The 23,055-nt window shown below is 48.3% G+C and carries 24 protein-coding genes; 13 read left to right on the forward strand and 11 right to left on the reverse strand.

Annotated elements, in window-relative coordinates; all coding sequences use genetic code 11:
- Window positions 1–108: 108 nt before the first annotated feature.
- Window positions 109–1,611: a hypothetical protein gene (locus tag ACJJII_RS04540; protein ID WP_413663630.1), complete on the reverse strand. Its 1,503-nt coding sequence runs from the start codon at window positions 1,609–1,611 to the stop codon at window positions 109–111.
- A 326-nt stretch (window positions 1,612–1,937) separates the two neighbouring features.
- Here ACJJII_RS04540 and ACJJII_RS04545 point away from each other — a divergent pair, with 326 nt between their 5' ends.
- Together ACJJII_RS04545 and ACJJII_RS04550 are read left to right on the forward strand one after the other, a co-directional pair.
- Window positions 1,938–3,488 carry a CocE/NonD family hydrolase gene (locus ACJJII_RS04545; protein ID WP_282930907.1) on the forward strand — a complete coding sequence of 517 codons (1,551 nt, stop codon included), beginning with the start codon at window positions 1,938–1,940 and terminating at the stop codon, window positions 3,486–3,488.
- A 129-nt stretch (window positions 3,489–3,617) separates the two neighbouring features.
- Entirely contained in the window at window positions 3,618–6,356 is a 2,739-nt protein-coding gene (locus ACJJII_RS04550) for a M1 family metallopeptidase (protein ID WP_444918449.1), read from the forward strand.
- A gap of 96 nt (window positions 6,357–6,452) precedes the next feature.
- On the opposite strand, the gene ACJJII_RS04555 is transcribed toward ACJJII_RS04550, so the two are convergent.
- The 3 genes from ACJJII_RS04555 to ACJJII_RS04565 all read right to left on the reverse strand — a co-directional run bounded on the left by ACJJII_RS04555 (window position 6,453) and on the right by ACJJII_RS04565 (window position 10,353).
- Entirely contained in the window at window positions 6,453–7,037 is a 585-nt protein-coding gene (locus ACJJII_RS04555) for an HdeD family acid-resistance protein (RefSeq protein ID WP_444918450.1), read from the reverse strand.
- A 430-nt stretch (window positions 7,038–7,467) separates the two neighbouring features.
- Window positions 7,468–8,781, reverse strand: a complete 1,314-nt coding sequence (aptA, locus tag ACJJII_RS04560) for an omega-aminotransferase AptA (protein WP_282930904.1) — start codon at window positions 8,779–8,781, stop codon at window positions 7,468–7,470.
- A gap of 126 nt (window positions 8,782–8,907) precedes the next feature.
- On the reverse strand, window positions 8,908–10,353 hold the full coding sequence (locus ACJJII_RS04565) for an NAD-dependent succinate-semialdehyde dehydrogenase (RefSeq protein WP_444918451.1): 1,446 nt from the start codon (window positions 10,351–10,353) through the stop codon (window positions 8,908–8,910).
- Window positions 10,354–10,514: 161 nt separating this feature from the next.
- On the opposite strand from ACJJII_RS04565, the gene ACJJII_RS04570 reads away from it, so the two are divergent.
- From ACJJII_RS04570 to ACJJII_RS04610, 9 genes are all read left to right on the forward strand, one after another.
- Window positions 10,515–11,441 carry a LysR family transcriptional regulator gene (locus tag ACJJII_RS04570; RefSeq protein WP_444918452.1) on the forward strand — a complete coding sequence of 309 codons (927 nt, stop codon included), beginning with the start codon at window positions 10,515–10,517 and terminating at the stop codon, window positions 11,439–11,441.
- A 231-nt stretch (window positions 11,442–11,672) separates the two neighbouring features.
- Window positions 11,673–12,050 carry a PH domain-containing protein gene (locus ACJJII_RS04575; protein WP_282930901.1) on the forward strand — a complete coding sequence of 126 codons (378 nt, stop codon included), beginning with the start codon at window positions 11,673–11,675 and terminating at the stop codon, window positions 12,048–12,050.
- 88 nt (window positions 12,051–12,138) lie between these two features.
- A complete protein-coding gene (locus tag ACJJII_RS04580; protein ID WP_108734816.1) occupies window positions 12,139–12,369 on the forward strand; it encodes a hexameric tyrosine-coordinated heme protein in 231 nt (76 codons plus the stop codon).
- 292 nt (window positions 12,370–12,661) lie between these two features.
- Complete coding sequence (locus tag ACJJII_RS04585; protein WP_444911707.1) at window positions 12,662–13,186, forward strand: nuclear transport factor 2 family protein; 525 nt, start codon at window positions 12,662–12,664, stop codon at window positions 13,184–13,186.
- Window positions 13,187–13,400: 214 nt separating this feature from the next.
- Window positions 13,401–13,862 (forward strand): YccF domain-containing protein, encoded by a 462-nt coding sequence (locus ACJJII_RS04590; protein WP_444911708.1) that lies wholly within the window; start codon window positions 13,401–13,403, stop codon window positions 13,860–13,862.
- A 244-nt stretch (window positions 13,863–14,106) separates the two neighbouring features.
- The gene (locus ACJJII_RS04595; RefSeq protein WP_444918453.1) at window positions 14,107–14,925 is read left to right on the forward strand and encodes a DUF5694 domain-containing protein; all 819 of its coding nucleotides are present in this window, start codon (window positions 14,107–14,109) and stop codon (window positions 14,923–14,925) included.
- A gap of 100 nt (window positions 14,926–15,025) precedes the next feature.
- The gene (locus tag ACJJII_RS04600) at window positions 15,026–15,955 is read left to right on the forward strand and encodes an alpha/beta hydrolase (RefSeq protein WP_444918454.1); all 930 of its coding nucleotides are present in this window, start codon (window positions 15,026–15,028) and stop codon (window positions 15,953–15,955) included.
- Between the two features lie 213 nt (window positions 15,956–16,168).
- Complete coding sequence (locus ACJJII_RS04605) at window positions 16,169–16,777, forward strand: lipase family alpha/beta hydrolase (protein WP_444918455.1); 609 nt, start codon at window positions 16,169–16,171, stop codon at window positions 16,775–16,777.
- A gap of 43 nt (window positions 16,778–16,820) precedes the next feature.
- On the forward strand, window positions 16,821–17,273 hold the full coding sequence (locus ACJJII_RS04610; protein ID WP_282930894.1) for a phosphate-starvation-inducible PsiE family protein: 453 nt from the start codon (window positions 16,821–16,823) through the stop codon (window positions 17,271–17,273).
- A gap of 62 nt (window positions 17,274–17,335) precedes the next feature.
- Here ACJJII_RS04610 and ACJJII_RS04615 read toward each other — a convergent pair whose 3' ends face one another.
- The 6 genes from ACJJII_RS04615 to ACJJII_RS04640 form a co-directional block, all read right to left on the reverse strand.
- Window positions 17,336–18,094 (reverse strand): TerC family protein, encoded by a 759-nt coding sequence (locus ACJJII_RS04615; RefSeq protein WP_444918456.1) that lies wholly within the window; start codon window positions 18,092–18,094, stop codon window positions 17,336–17,338.
- 89 nt (window positions 18,095–18,183) lie between these two features.
- Entirely contained in the window at window positions 18,184–18,570 is a 387-nt protein-coding gene (locus tag ACJJII_RS04620; protein ID WP_413663643.1) for a SpoIIAA family protein, read from the reverse strand.
- A gap of 141 nt (window positions 18,571–18,711) precedes the next feature.
- Window positions 18,712–19,116 carry a VOC family protein gene (locus ACJJII_RS04625; protein WP_444918457.1) on the reverse strand — a complete coding sequence of 135 codons (405 nt, stop codon included), beginning with the start codon at window positions 19,114–19,116 and terminating at the stop codon, window positions 18,712–18,714.
- 27 nt (window positions 19,117–19,143) lie between these two features.
- Window positions 19,144–19,455 carry a putative signal transducing protein gene (locus ACJJII_RS04630; RefSeq protein ID WP_444918458.1) on the reverse strand — a complete coding sequence of 104 codons (312 nt, stop codon included), beginning with the start codon at window positions 19,453–19,455 and terminating at the stop codon, window positions 19,144–19,146.
- 96 nt (window positions 19,456–19,551) lie between these two features.
- Window positions 19,552–19,950, reverse strand: coding sequence for a hypothetical protein (locus ACJJII_RS04635; protein ID WP_444918459.1), 399 nt, complete (start codon window positions 19,948–19,950; stop codon window positions 19,552–19,554).
- Between the two features lie 344 nt (window positions 19,951–20,294).
- Complete coding sequence (locus ACJJII_RS04640; protein WP_444918460.1) at window positions 20,295–20,840, reverse strand: hypothetical protein; 546 nt, start codon at window positions 20,838–20,840, stop codon at window positions 20,295–20,297.
- Window positions 20,841–21,098: 258 nt separating this feature from the next.
- Here ACJJII_RS04640 and ACJJII_RS04645 point away from each other — a divergent pair, with 258 nt between their 5' ends.
- Both ACJJII_RS04645 and ACJJII_RS04650 read left to right on the forward strand, forming a co-directional pair.
- A complete protein-coding gene (locus tag ACJJII_RS04645; protein ID WP_444918461.1) occupies window positions 21,099–21,461 on the forward strand; it encodes a transposase in 363 nt (120 codons plus the stop codon).
- Window positions 21,462–21,504: 43 nt separating this feature from the next.
- Complete coding sequence (locus ACJJII_RS04650; RefSeq protein ID WP_444919257.1) at window positions 21,505–21,939, forward strand: transposase; 435 nt, start codon at window positions 21,505–21,507, stop codon at window positions 21,937–21,939.
- A gap of 125 nt (window positions 21,940–22,064) precedes the next feature.
- Here ACJJII_RS04650 and ACJJII_RS04655 read toward each other — a convergent pair whose 3' ends face one another.
- Window positions 22,065–22,769, reverse strand: coding sequence for a hypothetical protein (locus ACJJII_RS04655; RefSeq protein ID WP_444918462.1), 705 nt, complete (start codon window positions 22,767–22,769; stop codon window positions 22,065–22,067).
- Window positions 22,770–23,055 lie beyond the last annotated feature (286 nt).

The following is a 23,055-nucleotide window of genomic DNA, read 5'->3' on the forward strand; positions in this document are numbered from 1 at the left end:
AAAAAGCCCGGCAAAGTCAATTGCCGGGCAAATATACGTTGGCGAATGTCGGATGTCTCTTACACAGAGTGACAAGCCTTTTTTATTCAGTGAGCGTTCTTATGGTTGCTATGATGACTTGGGTTTGCCCTTCAGCTCTGCCAACCTCATTTTTATTTCTTTGTTCTGCTCCTCATCTGGGAGCTCGAACATCAGCGGCTTCGCCACTCGGGCAAAATACTCCGCATCTTTCTTTTGGTAGAGCTCTTCTGCCAGCCACTGGGCAATATGCAGCTCACGGGGGGCACGCTTGTAAGCCTGCTCCAGCTTTTCCAGATATTCCTCTCGGGGGTAATCCAGCATCTCCATAGCCATCGCCAGGCCAAACCAGTGAGATGCATTTTTCGGTTCTTCCTTCACCAGGAAGTCGAACTCTTCCCGCGCCATTTTCAAGCTGCGAAGATCCCGCTTACTACCGGGCGCCACCGCCTGCTGATTAACCGTTAACCAAGCATGGGCACTCAAGTACCAGAGCTGGCCCCGGTCCTTAGTGGGGACACTGGCCAAAAGGTGGCTGGCCTGGGGGAAATTACCCAATCGCAGATCGGCACTCGCTTTAATCGCAGCCAGCTCAGTACTGTAAATACCCGTACTGTAGGCATATTCAATCAACTCATCCAAAGCCAGCAGGTTGTAACCGGACTGGGCGATAAATCCAGCCAGGATACTCACCGATTCTCTTTTACTGAGGCGTTTAACCGTAGGGCTGGCCTCTTTAAAGTCCGCGGGGATAGCGCCACTAAAATGTTCAAAGCTATCCGCCTTATAAGTGGCTACATAGGCCTTTTCAATTTCTTTCACCGACATCCCCAGCGCTTCTTCCAGGGCGAGTACTGGGTCGGCACCATCGTTATAGGCTTTGACGAAATTATCGAAATTATCCTGCTTGCCGCTTTTCATCATCAACCAGTGAGACAGAATCCAACCTCCGGCATAGACATCTGCCTTTTCGTCCGCATCGGTGTTGTACACCGTCGCGCGCAACAGGTCTTCCAGCGGCATAAGCCCGGTATACATCAGGGTCATGGCCCGTTCGCTGGGAATGGAGCCAATTTCGTAGGTGCCTTTTTCCGGGAATGACATGGTTGCCATAAATTCAGCAAACCCCTCGCTATACCAATAGGGGTAGTGGGTGGTGTTGCCGTTATAGCTCAGAAAATGGGTGTATTCGTGGAACAGGAATTCGCGCGCTTTGAGCTGCCTCTCAACGCTGCGACCATCCAGGTTTACCAGGGCATAGTTACCCTCCGCAGAGGTATCGAACAAACCGTTGGTCATATCCGCCAGCTCAACACCCACCAGGTTTGCATAGGTGTCCCGGTCTGCGGCCGCATAAATAGTTAATCGCTCGCTTTTTGGATCTGCATCGAGTAACTCCAAGGCCACTGCGCGATAGCGCTCCAGGTCTGCTACCAGACTTTTGACTGCGTTGGGATCACCATCGGTAATCACGCGAAAATTATCACTGTCGACTTCATACCAGGTCACCTCCCCCAAACCACGCGGCGCGGCGTAGGCTGAAGCGATAAATCCGAAACAAAGTACTAATAGAACAACTGAACGAGAAACCATAGTTCGGGCCACCGAGTCATTGTTGCTGAAGCCCTCCCTAGCTGATTAGCGAAGACGACACAGTACCGGTTTTTACTGATCAAAAAAAGATCAATTTGATCACAAAACGGCTTTTCGCCTATTTTTGTGTGACCGGAAAGACACAAAATAGATAGCTATTCACAAATAGTTTTCTGCAGCAGATTGCGACATGAAGCGAGACAAACGTCTCAAATTTAGCCCTGTTTACGTACAAAACTAGGATGAACTCCTATAGTACGGGGTCGACCAAGGAGGGAATCCTGGTCAAAAAAATAATAATGATTTCATCAGATGAGAGAAAACTAATGAATACCAAGCCACTACTGGCGCTGCTTGGCGGCGCCCTAATGTCTGCTCATGCCTGGTCGGCACCGGAATATATCGCCGACGTGGATATTACTTCTTTTGACGGTACGGTCCTGGATGCGAACTTATTTATCCCGGAGACGCCCGCACCAGCAGACGGTTACCCCACCGTTATTTTTACCAACAGCTGGGGGCTGGAGAAGCACCAGTACCACTTCCAGGCCAAAGAGCTGGCAGAAAACGGCTACCTGGTGCTCAGCTACTCCACCCGGGGATTTGGGCACTCGGGAGGACTTGTTGACGTCGCAGGGGATAACAGCCTTAACGATGTGGGAGTCCTGATCGACTGGCTGGAAACCAATTACCCGGTGGGCAAGCTGGGTATGGCCGGAATTTCCTACGGCGGTGGAATTTCACTACTGAGTGCCGCTAAGCACCCTCGCGTCGATGCAGTAGCTGCGCTATCCGGTTGGGCAGATGTAGTAGAAGCTTTGTACCCCAATGAAACCGTCAACCTGGTATGGGGCACGCTGCTTGTTACTACGGCCTTCCAGAAAGAGGCCGAACTCGAGCAGGTATGGAGCAACCTGCGCGACGGCGAAAATATGGAACAGGTAATTAATTTCGGTGCTGAGCGCTCCGCAATGAGTTACGTGGACGAAATCAATCAAAACGGCACAGCGGTGTTGCTCTCAAACAATTTCGCCGACTACCTGTTTAAGCCGAATAGCATGACCGATTTCTACTCCCTGCTCGAAGGGCCCAAGAAACTCATGCTAAACCCCGGCACCCACGCGATTACCGAGACTCTTACCGGTAACAATGGCCATATCTGGTCCACCAGTTTCCGCTGGTTCGACCACCACCTTAAAGGCGAGGACAACGGGATCGACACCGAACCCAAGGTGGATATGACTGTGCGTATCAGCAATGAGCTGGAGCAATTCGAGGACTACCCGGTAACAGACGAAAGCACCACCTGGTACCTGCAGCCACGCTTTACCATGTTCAACAATGCAAAAATGGAGAGCGACAAGTACGACGGTTGGAGCTGGAGTAATGAATTCCACGGCGGCTCAGATACCTTTGCAGGCACCGGTATCCCGCTGGTTTCCGATGCACTGGAAGGCTTCGGTATCCCCGTTTACGCGCCCATGATCGCTATCAACGGCTACTACGCCATCGAGTACAAATCACCGATTCAGTGGGAAACCCTGAAGATTCGCGGCGAACCCAAACTCGAAATGTGGGTGGAACCCAGCAAAAAAGAAGTGCAACTCAACGTGCACCTATACGATGTGGGTCCGTTGGGATTGGGGCGTCTGATAACTCACGCCCCCATTACCCTGCATTCAGACAAGTCTGGGCAAAAACAAAAGTTCGAAGTGGACTTTTTCACCACTAGCTACGATGTCCCGGTTGGCCACCGTGTAGTATTGGCCATCGATACTCAGGGTTATATCTACCAGAAGCCGGAAAATACCAATTACACCATCACAGTGCCCTACAGCAGTAGCAAGGTCTCTAGCCTGACCGTACCGCACCTGTAAGTCTCCCCACAGAAACCCGGCATCCACTGCCGGGTTTCCTCCCACCTTCCCCTCAGCCCAACTATTTGCATCGCGTAATTTTTCTCCAAAGCGGTACAATCAGCCTTTTGGCTGAGTGCTCCCCCTACCATGAAAAAGAACATCCCGCTCGCCCTGCTAACCGCGGCCCTGCTCTCAGTAGCAGGTTGTAACCCCGCAGAAAAAGCATCGGAACCAGCAAAAACCAATACTGCCCAGGAAGTCGAGGCTAAAGGCCTCGATTTTGATAAGGCTCCCGAAGGGCGCCTGCCCGAGGGCACTACCCCCTTGGATTACCAGCTGGAACTGGTGCTGGACCCTCGCAAAGACACCTTCACCGGCAAGGTGGATATCGATATCCAGCTGGCGGAAGGTGCCCGACATATTTGGCTACATGGCAAAAACCTGGATGTGGGCGAAGTCTACGCACAGCTCGATGACGGCCGCCAGATTCCGGCCGAATACCGGGAAGTACTGGACAGTGGTGTTGCCGCAGTAGAGTTTGCTGAGAAGATCGATGCGGGCAGTTTCAAACTGCACATCGACTACAGTGCTGCATTTGATCGCAACCTGGCCGGGCTTTTTAAGGTCGAGGAACAGGGCGATGCCTATGCCCTGGCAAAATCCGAATCGATCCAGGCCCGCAAGTATTTACCCGGCTTCGACGAGCCAGGCCTGAAGGCCCCCTTTACTGTCAGCCTGACAATACCCGAAGGCTACGCAGCGATTAGCAATGGGCCCGAGCTGAAGCGCGAAGCGGCAGGTGACGGCATGGAGAAAGTCACTTTCGCCACCACTCCACCGATGTCCACCTATTTGCTGTCCCTGTCAGTGGGCCCCTTTGACCAGGTTGAGCGTCCAGCCATTCCGCCGAGTAAATACCGCAAAGACCCCATTCCCCTGCGCGGCTTCGCCCGTAAAGGTCGCGGTGAGGATATGAACTACATCCTCGATATCACCCCCAAAATGGTGGAGACCTTCGAGACCCAGCTGCAACGCCCCTACCCATTCAAGAAGCTGGACATTATTGCCGCCCCCCAGTGGCCCAGTGGCGCTACTGAATTGTCCGCGGCAATTACCTATCGCGAACAGCGTATCCTGGTGGGCGACAACCCCGCTCCCGGCACCCGCCTGGCTCTCGTAGAAGTTCATGCGCACGAAATTGCCCATATGTGGTTTGGCAATCAGGTCACCCCTCCCTGGTGGGACGACCTGTGGCTGAAGGAAGGTTTTGCTACCTGGGGGGAGGCGTTGGCCCTCACCATTATGGAACCTGAAGAGGGGCACGACCTCAACGCAGCGACTTATGCGATCGGCGCCATGCAGCTAGACTCCCTGGCCAGCACCCGCGCCATTCGTGAGCCCATCGCGGACAACAACAATATTCGCAACGCCTACGATTCGATCACTTACTCGAAGAGCCTGGGCGTTATCCACATGGTGGACACCTATTTCGGAGCGGAAAACTTCCGCCCGGCACTGGGACGTTACCTGGAAACCTTCTCCGACAGCGTGGCCGACTCACCACCCTTCTACAAAGTGATCGGCCAGGAAACCAACACCCCGGAACTGACCGAGACTTTCCGCAGTTTTGTCGAGCAAAAAGGGGTTCCACAACTGGATATCTCCATGGACTGCAATAGCGATGGCAAGGCCTCGCTAGTGGTTCAGCAGAGCCGTTACAAGCCACTCGGCTCCCCTATCGCCGACGCCAGCGATAAATGGAGCATCCCCTTCTGCTTCAGCACCGATAGCGGCGTGCAGCAGTGCCAGATCCTGACTGAGCCAAGGGAAACCCTGGAGATTACCGGCGGTGCCTGCCCAAATTGGGTAATGCCCAATGCTCAGGGCAGCGGCTACTACCGCTGGAACCTTCCCAAGACGCAGTGGCAGGCACTGATTAAACAATTTGCCCAGTTCTCTGCCACTGAGCAGCTGTCCATTATCGACAGCGCCTTCTCAGCTTTCGAGGCCGGCAATCTCACTGCGGCACCACTGCTGGAAGTAGTGCGCAAATCCGCAGTGGCGGACAAGCGCCAGGTGATCACCATGCCACTGCGCTACCTGCAGAAGTACCGGGATAACTACCTGGTTGAATCCCAGCGCTCTGCATTTCTGAACTTTGCCCAGAACCTGTACCTGCCGATACTAAATCGCAGCGCCAATAGCAGTGATAGCGACCAGCAGATGCTGCACAGCGACCTGCTAACCTTTATGGCGCAAGTTGCAGAAGATCCTGACTCGCGCAAGCAGTTACAGAAAATGGCAACCGCCTTTACCGGCTTTAAACAGGAACGGGATGCGAAGGCGTTAAGCTCTGACCTATACCAGGCAGCCCTGAGTGTGGCAGTACAGGATGCGGGGGAGGATTTCCTCGCACACCTGATCAAAGTCCGCGCCGAGCTGGATGATCCCCGCTTTGAAAATGCCAGTGCCAATGCCATCGGTACCAGCAACAATCCCAAGCAAGTGGAAACCATTCAAGCATTAGCGCTCAGCGACGAAATGGGGCCGAGAGAATCATTTGGCCTGATCCATTACGCCCTGGCCCAACCCAGGGTTCAGGAACAACACTGGGAGTGGCTGCAACAGAACTTTGACAAGGTAGTAGATAAGATTCCGGCCCAGATCCGCCGCCGCACCCCATCACTTGCCGCTGCCTTCTGCGATAAACAGCACCTGGGCGAACTGCAACAACTCTTTGCCCAGAAAGGTGATTTAGCTCCCGGATACCAGCGCAGCCTCGCGCAAGCCGAGGAGCGAATCCAGCTGTGTATGGCACTGGAGAAAAAAGGCAAAGCGTTAATGGGGGCATTGCCGAAGGCAGTCAATCTCGCTGCTAAACAATAAAAAACAGAAGCTGTTATTTAAATAGCAATTCGAAAAGGCCGGTATTACTAAGTAATACCGGCCTTTTTTATTACTGAGCGTATTTGAGTTAAACGGTTATGAAGAAGCGGATTTATTGTGTTTGCGCAGTCGGAAAGATAACCAGATCAATGGCAGTCCCAAAATAATCGCATAGGCACCGATTACCCAGAGCAATGCCAGAGCACCAGCCCCGGGGCTGACTAAAATCGCAACTCCGAAAATCACCGAGAGAACACCAATGGCGATCAGCAGCCACTCATTATCAATTTCCTTGCGCAGGCGAACAGCACCGACAATTTCGAAGATACCCCGCACCAGGGCCCAGGCACCGATAAAAATCACCAACACTAATGCGGTAACCTGCGGGAAAATAAAAGTCACAATTCCCGCAGCCAAACTGATCAGCCCCGAGACAATCAACCACCACAGTGGAGTGGACTTATGCCGCCCCATCACCGCCGCAACCAGGGAAAAAATACCATCCAGGAAAGCGTAAATCCCAAAAAGCAACACCAGGGTCAACAAGGACAATCCCGGCCAGACAAAAGTCAGCACGCCAAAAATCACCGCGACAATACCGCGCAGCAGGAGTAGCCACCAGTTTGCAGACAACACCTGCAAAATAGGTCCGGTCGCCAGGGGAGGAGTGTCAGCGGGCATAGAAAAGTCCCCAGGTTGAGTAACTTTCCATATTGAAGAGTCCCTTACCATCAGGGAATTGAATTTTCCCCCGGCGGTTTTTAAGGAGCATCTGAATAACTCCGTAAGGCAGCCTACGAGCGCGGCCAGGCAGTCGACTCTGCAAAGACTGTGACCGCGCCGCAGACCACTATTTTCAGTGTAGCTCTAAACGACAATAGGGAAGTTACGCAAACTGCCCTGCCGGTCAGGAAAGGAGAGGAAGGGAGAAAAACTAATAATAAGGCAGGAAGGAAAGAATACACTTCGCTCGGGACCATATGAGGCATGGATGCCGATTATGAGCTTACAGGGATGTATGCACAGCGCGTCTCGAGAGAAGTATATTCTTTCTGACAAAAGAGTAATTTGGAGAGAACGGCAGCCCGAACGGGCTGCCGCAATAGCATAATCAGGCCAGAGCGCCGATCACACCGCGTAGTTTATCCACAACAGCATCGATCTCGTGCTTCTCGATAATCAGCGGTGGGGACATACACAGGGCATCGCCAATACCACGGGCCATCACTCCAGCTTCCCAGGCCATACCAGAGACTTTGGCTCCGTATTTCCCTTTCAGATCCTGCGGCGCGCGCAGCTCAATAGCGCCCACTAAACCGTAATTGCGCACATCGATAACATTGTCGAGGTCAGCCAGGCTGTGCAAAGCATTTTCCCAGTGCTGGCCAATTTCACCGGCAGCGCGGGTCAACAGGCCTTCGCGCTCGTAAATATCCAGAGTCGCCATACCCGCAGCACAGGCAACCGGATGTGCTGAGTAGGTATAACCGTGGAAGAATTCCACCGCACCATCGGGAGCCGCATTCATCACGGTTTTATAAATTTCGTCGCTGACAAATACCGCACTCAGGGGCACTGTGGCATTGGTAATCCCTTTCGCGGAGGTGATCATATCCGGGGTCACACCGAACTCCGTGGAGGCAAATGCAGAACCGGTACGGCCCCAGCCGGAGATGACTTCATCAAAAATCAGCAGCAGGTCGTGCTTATCACAAATTTCCCGCAGGCGTTGCAGGTAGCCTTTGGGAGGCAGTACCACACCGCCGGCACCGGCAAACGGCTCAACAATCACAGCGGCAATCTGGTCGGCACCGTGGAAAGCTACCAGTCTCTCCAAGTCTTCAGCCAACTCAATACCATGCTCCGGCAGGCCACGACTGAATGCATTGCGTTCGATATCCAGGGTGTGACGCATATGGTTGGCTTTCACCGGCTGGCCAAAACCCTGGTAGTTGGGAGGAATACCGCCCACAGAAATACCGCCGAAGTTTACTCCGTGATAACCCTTCTCACGGCCGATAAACATAGTGCGAGTGCCCTTGCCGCGTACACGCTGGTATTGCAGGGCAATTTTCAGGGCGCTCTCAACTGCCTCGGAACCGGAATTACCGAAGAACACATGGTCCAGGCCATCGGGAGTGTGCTTTACCAGACGCTCGGAATACTCAAAACCCAACTCGTGACCAAAATTAAAAATAGAGCTGTAGTCGAGTGTTTTTGCCTGTTGGTAAATTGCCTCTGCAATTTCAGAACGGCAGTGACCCGCATTGCTGCACCACAAACCCGCAGTCGCATCAATAACCTGGCGACCGCCTTTCTCCGTGAGATAAATCCCCTCGGCGTGCTCTACAATTCTCGGTGCAGACTTAAAGGTGCGGTTGGGGGTAAACGGCATCCAGAAAGCATCGGTTTGCATCTCAGACATAGTATTAATCTCCGCAAGTTCCCTGAAGTTTCAAACTCTTAAGTAGGGGAGCCACAGGCTCCCGAAAATCTGTTCGGGCGCTTGTCACCTAGGACAAGCGCAGGCCAGTTGTGTTCAGACCGGGACTCAGGCCCCGAAACAGCAATATTTGGTCTCGTAAAATTCGGCCATACCCTCGACACCGCCCTCGCGGCCAATACCGGACTCTTTAACACCACCGAAGGGTGCCACAGTGGTGGAGAAAACCCCGGTGTTACAGGCAATCATGCCGTAGTCGAGCGCCTCTACCACACGATTGGCTCGGCGAATGTTTTCACTCATCACGTAAGCCGCCAAGCCGTAGGGCGTTTCATTGGCACGGCGAACCACATCTTCCTCATCGGAAAACTTCTGTATCGCCGCCAGAGGGCCAAAAATTTCCTCCTGAGCGATACGCATGGTATCGGTAACTCCAGTGAGGATGGTCGGCGCAAAAAAGTTATCGCCATTGGCCAGCTGCTCACCACCAATTTCAATTTTTGCTCCGGCCGCAACCGCGTCCTGTACCAGCCCCTGAACCCGGTCCACAGCCCTGCGGAAGATCATCGGGCCCATATTGACCCCTTCCTCGGTAGCGTGGCCGATCTTCAGGGCGGCAACCTGCTCGCGCAGCTTTTCCACAAACTCATCGTGCACGGATTCGTGCACGTAAATACGGTTGGTGGCCACGCACACCTGGCCCGCATTGCGGAATTTGGTCGCCATACAGGCGCTGACTGCGGTATCCATATCCGCATCGTCAAATACGATAAACGGCGCGTTGCCGCCGAGCTCCATAGACATTTTTTTCACGGTGCTGGCGCACTGGGACATCAACAGCTTGCCCACAACAGTGGAGCCGGTGAAGGTGAATTTGGCCACACGGGGATCTTGGGTCAGAACCTTGCCAATTCCCGGAGAATCACTGCCGGTAACTACATTGATAGTCCCCTTGGGCAGGCCCGCTTCTTCCGCTAACTGGCACAGTGCCAACGCAGATAGTGGCGTCTCCAGGGCCGGTTTGATCACCACAGTACAGCCCGCCGCCAGTGCCGGACCCGCCTTGCGGGTAATCATGGCGTTGGGGAAGTTCCAGGGAGTAATACAGGACACCACACCCACCGGCTGGCGGATGGTATTCAGGCGCATGGCCGGGTTGTGGGTCGGGATTGTCTGGCCGTAGGCCCGGCGGCACTCTTCCGCGAACCACTCAATAAAGGAAGCCCCGTAGATAATCTCACCTTTCGCTTCCGCTACCGGCTTGCCCTGCTCCAGGCTAAGGATCATTGCCAGGTCATCGCTGTTATCCACGATCAGCTGGTACCAGCGCTTGAGCACCGCAGCTCTCTCACCAGCTGTACGGCGGCTCCATGCCGGGAAGGCTTCACTGGCAGCCGCCACTGCCGCCTCGGCATCCTCTGCGGTACCATCGGCCACACGGCCCAGCAACTCACCATTTGCCGGGTCACATACATCTACAGTGGCGGCAGCGTCACGCCATTCGCCCGCTATATAGTTCTGAAATTTCAACAGGTCCGAATTTGCAAGTTTCACAGGAAAATTCCTAGTAAATAGATGTTATTAGTAGTATGCGGCGATTCTGGCCGCAGCTGACTGAGGAGAATAGTAGTATTTTTCCAACTAAAGTTTATATTTATCAAACTTTAATTATATCTACAGCCAGAAACCATCTCAGCGCCCCAGGAAGTGCAGCTATGAGCAAAACCAAAAACGCCCTGGGAGGCCGCCTCAGCGATATGGATTTGCGCCTGCTGCGCGTCTTCCGCGAGGTTGTGCACGCCGGAGGCATCACCCCTGCCGAAGTCACCCTGAATATCAGCCGCTCCACGATCAGTGTGCATATCTCCGACCTGGAGACACGGCTGGGTATGCAGTTGTGCTTGCGCTCTCGAGGCAGAGCCGACTTCAAACTGACCCCGGAGGGGGAGGCCTTGTATCGGGCTATTTTGGAGCTCGATGGGCACCTGGATACCTTCAAAAGCCAGGTCAATGCAATCCAATCCCAACTCACCGGTACCCTGCGCCTGGTAATGCCCGACGATGTATTGGAAATACCGCAACTGAACTTGCCCGGAACTATCACCCAACTGCGTGAGAAGGCCCCGCAACTCCACCTGGAAGTACAACTGGCCGCCCCTCAGGAACTCGAGTTGGAAATCCTCGCAGGCCGCGCCGATATCGGTATCAACCCCCTGCACTCACGCCGACCGGGGCTGGAGTACCAACCCCTGTTTTATCACCAATCGATTCTCTATTGCAGTAACAGCCACCCCTGTGCCCAGGTGTCAGCTATTGATGAGGAGCTACTCACCCAGCAGGAGTTAGCTGCGCCCAGTCATACTGTTCTCTCTGGTGCGGCGCACCTGTATCGATTGTTTCCCAAGCGATCCACAGCCAACCATATGGCGGCCAGGTTGGCGATGATACTTTCTGGGTGCTTTGTGGGTTTCCTACCGGAATACCTGGCCCGCAGATATGTCGGAGAAGGAACCCTGCTCCCCCTGCTACCGGAAAAGTTTCACTACCAAATACAAAATGCTGCCACCTTCAAAAAAAGTGCAACAACTCATCCCGCTGTGCAGCTTTTTTTGGAAGCCTTGCAAATCAATAGACAGATATAGCCACTGCTGTTTATCCCTAGTGATACTGAAATAATCGAGTCAAGAATCCAGTAAATAGAGAGATAAGCATTTCAAAAATTACCAACTACTTATGATCGATCCTCTATTGTGGAAATTGTCATAATAATTAAATAAATTTAAACATAAAAACACAACCAAAAAGTAAATCATCTGTAACTTAATGCGCCACAGTGGTAATCTCCTCCTCCAATAGAATTACAGGGATAACCCGTGATAGATTTTAAAAACTCACCAGTATTTAAACTTAAGCCTATAGATATCTCTGAATCCAGGGATGACTTTAATAAGTTCCTGATCGAGGGGGAGTTTATTTTTGCAGGTTTTAAAACTATTCGCGATCAGGTAGTTTTCACCAACAAACGCATTATTGCCGCCAATGTTCAGGGTATCACGGGCTCAAAAGTAGACTACACCTCTTTGCCTTTCAGCAAGATACAAGCATTTTCTGTTGAGACCGCTGGCACTTTTGATCTGGACTGTGAAATAGAAGTTTATTTAAGCGAGATCGGTAAGGTAAGGTTCGAAATAAGAGGTTCTTTCGATCTTATTCAGTTCAACAAATATATCAGCCAATACATATTGGACTGATATCAACCCTTAGTAAATATACAAAATAACTGGGGCTCAGCAGCCCCCACAACTTTATCAATCAACCCGATAGTAGAGAGGGATATCCATGTCGCAAATCTGGTTAGAAAGCCTAATTACTGAAAATGCACAACAAGGCTTTGAACTTGCAATGAAACTATCCAGGATGGGAGTTAAATACACCCAGCCTTCAGATGAAGTACGGGGTAAGCTGAGGTCCGCCTATGAGGAAAATGCAGACAGCCTGATCGCCTCCTCTCAGGTTGTTGCCATTAACTTCCAAACCGTTGCAGCAGCCAATAATTACTGGCGCGGCTAAAGGGTTAAGAATGCGTTATCTTTGTAGAACGGGTAACGCATTCTAGATCTGCAAACCTTCAAACAATTTCCCTTCATCTCCTCCTCAATAATTTATGGTCTTTTAGTACTACAAACACTCTGATTCTGTACTAAAAATTAGCCATCACTATAGGTAGCTGCAAGATCGTCATATTCACTGTTGACGCTCTCGACCTTATTGATATTTATAAACATTGCGATACTGTCTTTGGCACAAGATAGATTAATTCAACGATCAGTAATATTGCGCCTCAAATGGGAAGGTGAATGAGATGGAATACAATGACGATGAAAAGTACTTAATTCAACTTTGGGAAACCCATACCGAGGCCGAATTCGATCTAAAAGATGCCGACACCGCAATTGCTACCATGACAGAAAATCCCGTATTAATTCATGTACCGGTTAATACCGGCGCAACGGGGAAAGAACCCTTACGAAAATTTTATAGGGATATATTTATTCCTCAAATGCCAGCGGATATAAATTTACAGCTTCTTTCCCGCACCGTGGGCAAAGACAGCTTAGTGGATGAGTTTATTCTTCACTTTACCCATTCTATTCGTATGGATTGGTTCGCACCTGGTATCGAAGCAACAGGGAAGAAGCTATCAGTCCCCCATGTGGGAATTATTAGCTTCTCCAATAGAAAAATCAGCTCTGAGCATATTTACTGGGACCAAGCGACTGTCTTGGATCAATTGGGTATATTGCAGTCAGGTCTACCGGTAACAGGAAGTAGTCAATGTCATCGCTTGCTAAATAGTAATGCTCCGGCAAATGAGCTGATACCGTAAATTTTATACCCAACGGGTAAAACCCAAGCAGACAACCAACCTGACCAGATAGTCACAATCAGGCCGACGAAAATAGCCATAACTGAATCCAAAGCGTGGGTATTTGCGTCTAACTACTGTAATTTAAATAAATGATATAGCGATTAGGATTTGCGGTAACATCAGTAGATTACCGTTTTCACTAATAAATTTTACCGAATTGGTAGGGGTAGTTATGCGAACACTTGGAAATTTCCTCTGGTTTATCCTTGGCGGTGTCTTTATGGGACTCTGCTGGTGGTTTTGCTCGCTGATTGCCTTTATCAGTATTATTGGTATTCCCTGGGGAAGAGCCTGCTTTGTAATCGGCAAATTTTCCTTTTTCCCTTTCGGCAAGGAGGCAATTTCCCGAGAAGAACTCACCCTGCGCGGTGATATTGGGACAAGCGGTTTTGGTTTAGTCGGAAATATTATCTGGTTCCTATTGGCTGGTATCTGGCTTGCTATTGGCCACCTTCTGCATGCTATTGCCTGTTTCATTACCATTATTGGAATACCTTTTGGTTTGCAGCACCTTAAGCTTGCAGCAATTTCACTCTCTCCGATAGGTAAGACTATTGTCAGCAAGGAAGTAGCCCATTCCGCTAAAATGCGTAATGCAGATGTTGAAGTGACCAGATTAAGAAGTGGTACTTAAGTTAACATACATTAACAATGATACCGTACCAACTTGGGGCTATTAATAAAATAGCCCTGAGCTCTCAAGCCTCATCGTATTAACTCGATCAGAAAAATCACTCTATTAATTTTGTTATAAGTAGATACGATTAATTTATAGTATTCAATTTTGAATCCATCCATTAATATCAAATTCAGAGCTATTCATTTCGTACGGCAATTAGGCAACCTATAGAAACTAAATAATAAAATAAGGATATTTAATGAAAAACATAGCAAGACAAATCTCTGGCTCAATTATACTTTCTTTGGGGCTTATTGGCCTGGGTGCCTATGCGGATTCAGTAAAAAATACAGAGCCCGCACAGGTTATGCTTTTTGGTAGTTTTCATTTTAGCAACCCCGGTAAGGATATGGTGAAAACACAAGTCATTAATGTTTATACCGAAGAAAATCAAAACTATTTGGAAGACTTATCCTCACGGATTGCCACTGACTCACCAACACATGTTCTTCTGGAATGTCACACCAATGACGAAAGCAAAATGAACCTTCGCTTTGCCAAATATATTAAAGGTGAGCATAAGTTAAATATAGGAGAAAGCGAACAACTGGGATTTAGGGTAGCCAAGAAGGCAGGCCTATCAAAAGTAAATTGCTATGATTCGGATCAGGATCTTCCTTACGGCGAGCTTTTATCCTATCTGGAGAAGAGTTCTCCCGAGAGGAAAAAGTTGATAGATGATTACCTTGAAGCCTGGGGAAAACGCTTCAATGACTTGTATGCCTCATCAACCTTGGAGCAAGCTCTTGATAAACACAATGACCCCGCCGAAGACAAAGTAAACCTAGGCTCCTATATAATGCTCAATGATGTTGGCCAAGGTGATAACTTTATCGGGGCCGATCTATCCTCCAAATGGTGGTCCAGAAACTTCCGTATGTATGCCAATATCCAAGCCGTCGCCCAACCGGGTACCAAAGTTTTCGTTCTCGGTGGACAGGGGCATAGCTCTATAATGAGACCGATGCTCGAATTGGATGATAAACGTGAAACCTGGGATGTCCGCAGTTATTTCTAAAGAAGGCTCAACACCAAAGTCAGCCCCTTAGAGGGAGGAGCCCTGCCACTGGTTTTATAGATAGAGTAGAACTTTATCTACACCCCAAAGGCAGGGCGCTATGGATATCTATAAGACCTTATTATTCGGTATTCTTTTCAGTCTAATACCACCGTGTACAGCTGAAGAACCCCCTAAAGAAGTACAAGTATCGGCAGGAAAGCTTGAAACACTGCCCTCCCTGACACTGGAAGGACTTGCTGAGCGCCCAATTCATGTATGGCTGCCTGATCAATATCCTACACAGAAACCCTATGCCGTCCTTTATATGCACGATGGACAGATGCTGTTCGACAGTAAAACCACCTGGAATGGTCAGGAGTGGGGCATGGATGAAGTCGCCTCTCGGTTAATAGCAGAAAAGAAGGTACGTCCCTTCATAGTTGTCGCTATCGATAACATTGAGACACTTCGCCACGGTGACTACTTCCCCCAGAAAGCTCGGAGTTTTTTGCCTAAAGAAGCTTCACAGGTCCAACATCCATTTAACCAAGCCGAATTGCGTGGAGATCTTTACTTACAATTTTTGGTGACCAAGGTGAAACCCTATATTGATAGTCATTACGCTGTGAGTGGTGATCACAGCGACACCTTTATTGCCGGCGCGAGTATGGGAGGATTAATATCACTCTATGCGGTCACAGAGTACCCCGAAGTGTTCTCTACGGCTGCAGCTATATCCACCCATTGGCCAGGGATTAACCCCGACGACAAACTACCGATAGCTGAGGCTATTCGCGACTATCTAGAGGCAAATTTACCTAAGCCTGGAAGTCACCGGTTTTATTTTGACCATGGTACAGAAACGCTGGATGCTTATTACCCACCTCTGCAACGGGCTGTGGATAAAATCATGCGCCAGAAAGGGTATTCCTCTTCAAATTGGCAAACCCAAGTATTTGAGGGTCATGCTCATGATGAGAAATCATGGAATTCTAGACTCGATGAAATATTAATATTTCTATTTGGAAACCCTCAAACAAACGCTTGAATTACTTTTTTATTTCAGATGCCGGCGTCTATATAAATAAAAGACATAGTTGCCGGCATTCCAACTTATCCCTTGAGGCTACTTTGCTACTTTGTGGTATCCAACAATAGTTCTGCAACTACACTTCTCTATCAAGCTCCCAATAGTTTTTGGCAGACAAATAACTATTGCGATTGAAGCTTTTCCTAACGCATCACTTCTCCTGCGACAAGAATGAAACGTAAAAGCCGAACTGTTCTTTTAATACCTGGAATTTTTGATCGAGGAACCTCCTTACTTAGAATGCAGCACGAATTAGCTGCCGAAAATTATGACGTACACTATATCCACCTACGCTATAACTCCGGCTGGCATGGTATGGAACACCTTTCGTCCCAGCTTCTCGCAAAATTGGAGCATATCGTAGATAAAGAAACTACCTGTACCCTGGTGGGATTCAGCATGGGAGGGATAATCGCACGGTATTATTTACAAGCCCTTAATGGTTTGGAGCGGGTGCATAAATTTATATCAATTTCCTCTCCCCACCATGGTAGTTACTGGGCAAACTTTCTTCCTTACAAAGGTGGGAAACAATTGCGGATCGGCAGTGATTTCTTACGCGCGTTGAATTTGGGCATTCAAAAATTGGAGGTTACCGAGCCGGCTTCAATCTGGACACCCTATGACATAACCATTATGCCCCATAGTAGTGCTATCCTGGGCTTGGGAGCATCCTACGAAGTTCCAGTGATACTACATCGAATGATGCCGCTAAGTAGCAAGGTAATTTCACTACTAAAACGGGAAATTAAATCAGGATTGGATTATGAAGCTCACTGACAGAAACTATCTTTAATTTTATGAGTTTAACGAGAAGTAAGGCATGGACAGCCCAGAAGAAAAAACTTCGATTACAGATAAGGCAATTCACAACTACTATCGAAAATTTGAAAGCCTGATTGCCTTAATTTTGACTTTTATTATTGTTGTAATCGTAATAGTCGCGATCAGTCGCCTGGGATATTCAGTATACAATATGCTGCTGGTGGGTATGCAGGACCCTCTGGACCATAAAGTATTTCAAACGATATTTGGCGAGATTATTACTTTACTGATTGCACTGGAATTTAGCCATACACTTCAATATGTAGTTACACGTCAACAAAGTATTATTCAAACCAAAGTTGTTGTACTTATTGCTATATTAGCTTTATCCAGAAAATTTATTATTTTAGATCTTGATAAGGTCAATGCTGGCGAACTTTTGGGATTATCTACTGCCACTCTCGCACTGGGCCTTACTTACTTAATATTGAAGCTTAAAAATAGTAACTAAGGGTACTATTGCAAACCAGACAGTAATCCAGGGTGGAGGAACACCTCCACCCTCTCACTATTTTAACTATCTTCACGTAGAGCGTGATGTAACCTTACCGGTGGGGTCTTACGGACTTTCTTGCTGCGCATACGCAAATTGAGGAACTCCACAGCCATTGAAAACGCCATGGCAAAGTAGATATATCCCTTAGGTACATGGACATCAAACCCTTCAACCACCAGAGTTAAGCCCACCATAATTAAGAAGGATAGTGCCAGCATTTTCACGGTAGGATGACGATCAACAAAATCCCCGATTGGTTTAGCCGCTACCAACATAACGATTACCGCCAGAATAATCGCTATTGCCATAATTGAGATCTCGTCGACCAATCCCACAGCGGTAATTACAGAATCCAAGGAAAAGACAATATCCAATAGTGCAATTTGTAGTAGCACCATCCAAAATCCTGCACTGCCGAGCGAGGATGCACTCTCCTCCTCGCCCTCGAGACTATTGTGAATTTCATGGGTAGCTTTAGCGATTAGGAACAGCCCTCCGCCAACCAAAATAATATCGCGGCCTGAAATTTCCATGCCATAGATGCTAAATAGTGGCTCGACCAAGCCCATAATCCATACAATAGAGAAAAGCAGAGCCAACCGGGTCACCATTGCCAGGGTAAGACCAATAAAGCGCGCGGGCTCTCTCTGTTTTGGAGGCAACCGTCCAACCAAAATGGAGATAAAGATAATATTATCGATGCCCAGCACTATCTCCAGCGCCGCCAACATGGCCAATGCTATCCAGGCCTCAGGGCTGGCTATCCACTCAAACATACGGTCTAATCCTTATATAATTTATTATTTAATAAGCCTTTAATGGACAAATACTTTATTTTTCTATTCTGGCTTTATCACTTCAAAATCTAGGTATCTTCCTCCAGCCAAGCTTTCGCCTCAGTTTCTGATTCAAATGTTCGATATTCACCACCAATAAACCAGCTACCTACTTTTCCGGCGACTTTTAGCCAGCGCTTATCTGAAAGTACGGCAACCCGGTTAAACTCCCGGCCGTATTCAATACCCAACTTAAAATCATCCCAAGCCGCCCGAGGCTCCCACCCCTCCAATTCTCGAGCATCCATAAATACGTTTATCTTTGGGTGCTCAACTTTTTCTATTGCTGCGGTCAACATTGGCACCATGGTTTCGTAATCATCATGGGTCAACTTACCACGGGCCTTCACAGTAAGGAAAATATAATCGGATTTCTGTTCCAAACCGATAGACACACCATGGGACGTAACAGTCATAAGACACCTGTAAATCTTTTACCAATTATCACTACATAATCCATACTTTAATCATCGAAAAAGCCATGAATTCATAAGTTAAGATAACAAGAACATATTAATTGAAAGGCGATAGATTTAAGTATTTGAATAGCTACTCTCTTACAAGCTGATAGTATCAGAACCACTGCCATCAAACTGCACCAGACAGAACTCATTTCCAAAGGGATCAGTTAATGAAGCCTTAACTCCCCATTCTTTTTGCTGGATTTCACCCTGCATCTGTCCACCAGCATCAACCACCTTCTCTATTGCCAGAAGCAAATCCTCTACAACAATATCCATATTTACCGGCGTCCAGTGCCGATCATAGCTACCTATATTTTTTTTACTGTTTATCGGCCAGATCCCCGAATCCCTTTGCTGTAGAAATATAGGCACAGTGCCACCGAGCATCTCAATCATATCCGTTCCCAGGCGGCGACCTTCGTAGAGGCCAAATGCATCTCGATAAAAATTGATCGCCCGGTTTAAGTCATCTACATCAATGTTGAGAAGTACTTGCATTGTGATATGCGACCCACAAACTTCGCTTTAGTCAGCTCCCGCTGGCTTGGGTTCTCCACATTGCCAGCAGTAGTCAAAAGCTGCACCGTTATCTTCCCCACATGCCTGGCAGAACCAGCTATTCGAATCCACCTCAGCCTCAGCCAGGACCTGTCGGGCCCGCTCCAAATCGCGGTCACGCTCTAACCATAATTCTGGCCAAACCTGGTTGGAGGCTAATTCACCAGTAGCCCCCTGAGCATATTCATTTTTTAATCGTGTTTTTATTCCCGCAACTTCAAGTCGACTCTTTGCCAACTCAACCAACAAACGGTTTTCATGGGTATAAATAAGTTTCATAATTGGGCCGCACAAATATCAGGAATCCCCAGATTACACAGCTATTAATCTGCAAACAAACCCGGTTTCTGCCAAGCCGGCAATCCCTGAAAATTCTCAGCGCACACCGATCAAACCACAATTTTCATATTCACAGTATTTCTCTTCTCCAACCGTAATGATCTCCAGAATAGACTCTACGGAGTCAACTGCTGAACGGCTGTTCAATAAAATTCTGCCTGAGCGATTGGCAATATATTCAAGGACAACTTTTCCTTTTCTATTGCGATGCTCAGCAATTTTCTGCCCTTTTCTGACTTGATCACCACGATTGACAAATAGCCTGATCCACTCTCTTTGCTTCTGCTTGAGATTGTTATTGTGAGACATACTCGTATAAATTTTTTCTGCGCTAACAAGCCCTGCTATTTCGCCAAAAATTGGCGCTTTTTCAGCATGGGCATAGGTCGCACCAATGACACTTAAAGCCACGAATAGAACGGTAGTTTTGTTCAAATCAACACCCCTGCACGCTATAAAACTCGTGAACTGGAATACTCATATCCTGAAAATGTCGCCCCAAACTTTTCTCAGGGCAATAAGTTAGGTATAGCTGACTAGATAATTCACGCCAGATAATTCTCGAAGCACCTATCAGTCAGCTAAGGCGGAGGCGGAGGCGGAGGCGGAGGCGGAGGCGGAGGCGGAGGCGGCAAATCTTGCAGTCTGCCCAATTTATCGGTCTATTGGTGTTTAGTTTACGAATTAGTGGACAAGCGGTATATCAACCCTACTTATCCACTCACTTAGGCGAGTTGCTATGGTGCAAAAGAGCTAAACACTCTGCTTGTGAATTATTTTTAGAACTTGAATCCCTGCTCTTGATATTTCTTCGTAAGCTCGAAACGATCTATCATCTTCCCTGTCTTATCGGGTATCAACTCCACTGTTACAGTTTCTGGTTCTGCAGTGCTGTCTGCTGGAGCTTCAGACCTACCTGCTGGAGCTTCAGACCTACCTGCTGGAGCTTCAGACCTACCTGCTGGAGCTTCAGGCCTACCTGCTGGAGCTTCAGGCCTACCTGCTGGAGCTTCAGACCTACCTGCTGGAGCTTCATCAACTGCTGTTGCGTCAAGGAGAGTAGCCCCCTCAGGTATATCACCCTCATTTACCGTAATGGCCATAGGTATATCACCCTCATTTACTAAAATGGCTTCAGGTATAGGAACTTCCCTCTTCTGCGGGGTCAAACCCAGCTTTTTCGCAAGCAACTGTCTTCCTTTATCGAGCAGCGATCCTATTTTCCTGGGTCGGGTATTGCCTCTATCCCGTTGATTTTCAACCTGACCGGTTAGCTCTTGTCGATTAGTAGTGCTAGCGCCATTAACATTTATGCCACTGCTCATTCTTATCTCCCTGCGGTTAACTCAGTATAAATGTCTATCCAGTCACATCCTAATTTTATTTATCTATCAAGTCTTTCAATTTTGGCTTTTTATGGATTCCGGGGAGTTCAATATTTGAGACACCATCAATGGAATTAGTAGCCGAATGTCTGTAAAAACAGACTCATGATGAAATTTCACAACCGCCTTGAGAATGCAAAATGCTACGAACAGAGACGATAGTATCGCTGGCCCGACGGGGTGTGTTGCCCTCATTGTTTGAGCCAGGATGTTACCCGACAAGGAAAGGATGATACACAACCTGAGAAGCAGCGCTATCGCTGTAAAGGTTGTCAGCGGCATTTTGATGACCTGACGTTATCGGTCTTTTCAGGGTGCCACCAGCCTTTAAAGGTCTGGGTACATTGCCTATACCTCATGTTATTGAATTTATCCAATTTACAGGTTAGTAAAGAGTTCGATCTGAACAAAGATGATGTTCAGAAAATGACACTGCAGCTCAGGAAAGCCGTTTGTAACAAAGCTCCCGATATCTCCCTTGAGGGGGAGGTAGAGTGTGACGAGGTCTATATTGTTGCGGGCCATAAAAGGCGGCCTGAAGCAGTTAAAAAAAGGCCGTAGAAGGCGACGGAACCCACTGGGAGGCGCTTGAGGCCGAGGTACTCTGGAAAAGGAAAAGCCCCCCATTTTTGGCATGGTCCAGAGAGGTGGGCAGGTTGCAATACGTATGCTTGAAAATGTAGGGCAAGCAACGATTCAACCACTCATTGAAAACACTATCGCTTCAGCTACTTTGGTCTACACGGATGAATATAATATTTATGACCATTTAGAGGAGTGGGGTGGTGTCCACAAATCTGTTTGCTATAGTGCGGGCGAGTATGCCTGGGACGAGAATAGCGACGGCTTTCATGAAGTTCATGTTAATACCTTGGTGGGTTTCTGGTCATTGTTACGATCCTGGCTATGCCCGCGCCCTCTCCGGGGTCTATCGCAAGAGAAACTTCCGTTATATCTTAGTTTCTTTGAGTGCCTGCACAATCTAAGACGCTGGGGGAAGCTGGCCATTCCTGGACTACTTATTTTGTTGTTGGGGTAGCTCCCCAGAATCCATAAAGAGCCCATTTTTTACGCAGGTCCTTTTATTAAAAAGAACCTGTCGCTCCTAGCTTTTTCTTGGGGTTCGGCAGTCTGGCGAGGAGCCTGTTTAATTTGCCAGTAGTTTCACTGCTTTTTCTGGTTGAGAATACCCATTACTTTCTTAGAAAGTTCACTGGAATCCTCACCATGGGGGCCTCTATTTGGATTGTTGATAGGCTTGTCGGTTTTTTCGCGATATAAAATTTTATTTAGCTCATCGGTAAGTTGGCTTGGGGCTCCATCCTTGAGGAACTCCTCTAGCTCTTCACTAATTTTTCTTGAGTCTTGGATGCTAAGTAAATTATTTATATCCCGGCTCAACTCTATACCTGATTCCTCATGATGCCCTAGTGTAGAAACCGATAGGTTCCTCTTTCTATTGTCTAATCTATCCTTTGCCCCCCCCTCGCCGGCAACTTCCGCCAAAGGTATATTTTTTCGATTTTCTGTCGATAAATCACCGGTATTAATGGCCTCTGCAAGAGGGATAGTGCTGGAAGTTTCCGGGGTTGAATCCCTCCTGATATTAGCGTCGCGCCCAATATTTGGCTGTGATAGCCTGCCAATAGCAGAGATTTTGCTGGGGCTTGGGGATGTTTCTTTTGAGCGCTCCAGACCTAGCTTATTTGCAAAACGGCCCTTGAGAGCATTAATATTTTTCCGCAAACGTTGTGAGCCTTTGGCATTTCTATTGTGTGAATTTTCAGCCTGATGATGTGATGCGCTATCAGGACGTGACGATGACGATGACGATGACGATGACGATGACGATGGAAGTTTAGGGGGCATTCTTTATACTCCAAGATTGCTTAGGTTAGCTGGTGTGTTGGCACTGAGACTTATAGAAAGGGTTTAGTGCCTGAATTTCTCTTCTCTTAAGGAATCTCTGAACAACTCTGCAATTCTCCAGGCCTGTCCTATTAGGCTTAGTTGCTACTGTGGTGGAGCCTTTCAGGCTGGCAGCAATTCATTTTGGCTTTTTTATTTTTCAACATTAATGGTGTGCTCCAGTCCACCTTTGTTAACTCATTCCGATCCAGGCTGGTTTAGATTTACAGTATGTATCCGGCACATA

The organism is Microbulbifer maximicatervae (SeqCode) (genome assembly GCF_052467825.1).

Excerpts from the sequence above, each read along its gene's own strand:
- ACJJII_RS04540 (WP_413663630.1), bottom strand. The coding sequence starts at position 1,611 with ATGGTTTCTCGTTCAGTTGTTCTATTAGTACTTTGTTTCGGATTTATC.
- ACJJII_RS04545 (WP_282930907.1), top strand. The coding sequence starts at position 1,938 with ATGAATACCAAGCCACTACTGGCGCTGCTTGGCGGCGCCCTAATGTCT.
- ACJJII_RS04550 (WP_444918449.1), top strand. The coding sequence starts at position 3,618 with ATGAAAAAGAACATCCCGCTCGCCCTGCTAACCGCGGCCCTGCTCTCA.
- ACJJII_RS04555 (WP_444918450.1), bottom strand. The coding sequence starts at position 7,037 with ATGCCCGCTGACACTCCTCCCCTGGCGACCGGACCTATTTTGCAGGTG.
- aptA (WP_282930904.1), bottom strand. The coding sequence starts at position 8,781 with ATGTCTGAGATGCAAACCGATGCTTTCTGGATGCCGTTTACCCCCAAC.
- ACJJII_RS04570 (WP_444918452.1), top strand. The coding sequence starts at position 10,515 with ATGAGCAAAACCAAAAACGCCCTGGGAGGCCGCCTCAGCGATATGGAT.
- ACJJII_RS04580 (WP_108734816.1), top strand. The coding sequence starts at position 12,139 with ATGTCGCAAATCTGGTTAGAAAGCCTAATTACTGAAAATGCACAACAA.
- ACJJII_RS04585 (WP_444911707.1), top strand. The coding sequence starts at position 12,662 with ATGGAATACAATGACGATGAAAAGTACTTAATTCAACTTTGGGAAACC.
- ACJJII_RS04590 (WP_444911708.1), top strand. The coding sequence starts at position 13,401 with ATGCGAACACTTGGAAATTTCCTCTGGTTTATCCTTGGCGGTGTCTTT.
- ACJJII_RS04595 (WP_444918453.1), top strand. The coding sequence starts at position 14,107 with ATGAAAAACATAGCAAGACAAATCTCTGGCTCAATTATACTTTCTTTG.
- ACJJII_RS04600 (WP_444918454.1), top strand. The coding sequence starts at position 15,026 with ATGGATATCTATAAGACCTTATTATTCGGTATTCTTTTCAGTCTAATA.
- ACJJII_RS04605 (WP_444918455.1), top strand. The coding sequence starts at position 16,169 with ATGAAACGTAAAAGCCGAACTGTTCTTTTAATACCTGGAATTTTTGAT.
- ACJJII_RS04610 (WP_282930894.1), top strand. The coding sequence starts at position 16,821 with ATGGACAGCCCAGAAGAAAAAACTTCGATTACAGATAAGGCAATTCAC.
- ACJJII_RS04615 (WP_444918456.1), bottom strand. The coding sequence starts at position 18,094 with ATGTTTGAGTGGATAGCCAGCCCTGAGGCCTGGATAGCATTGGCCATG.
- ACJJII_RS04620 (WP_413663643.1), bottom strand. The coding sequence starts at position 18,570 with ATGACTGTTACGTCCCATGGTGTGTCTATCGGTTTGGAACAGAAATCC.
- ACJJII_RS04625 (WP_444918457.1), bottom strand. The coding sequence starts at position 19,116 with ATGCAAGTACTTCTCAACATTGATGTAGATGACTTAAACCGGGCGATC.
- ACJJII_RS04630 (WP_444918458.1), bottom strand. The coding sequence starts at position 19,455 with ATGAAACTTATTTATACCCATGAAAACCGTTTGTTGGTTGAGTTGGCA.
- ACJJII_RS04640 (WP_444918460.1), bottom strand. The coding sequence starts at position 20,840 with ATGAGCAGTGGCATAAATGTTAATGGCGCTAGCACTACTAATCGACAA.
- ACJJII_RS04655 (WP_444918462.1), bottom strand. The coding sequence starts at position 22,769 with ATGCCCCCTAAACTTCCATCGTCATCGTCATCGTCATCGTCATCGTCA.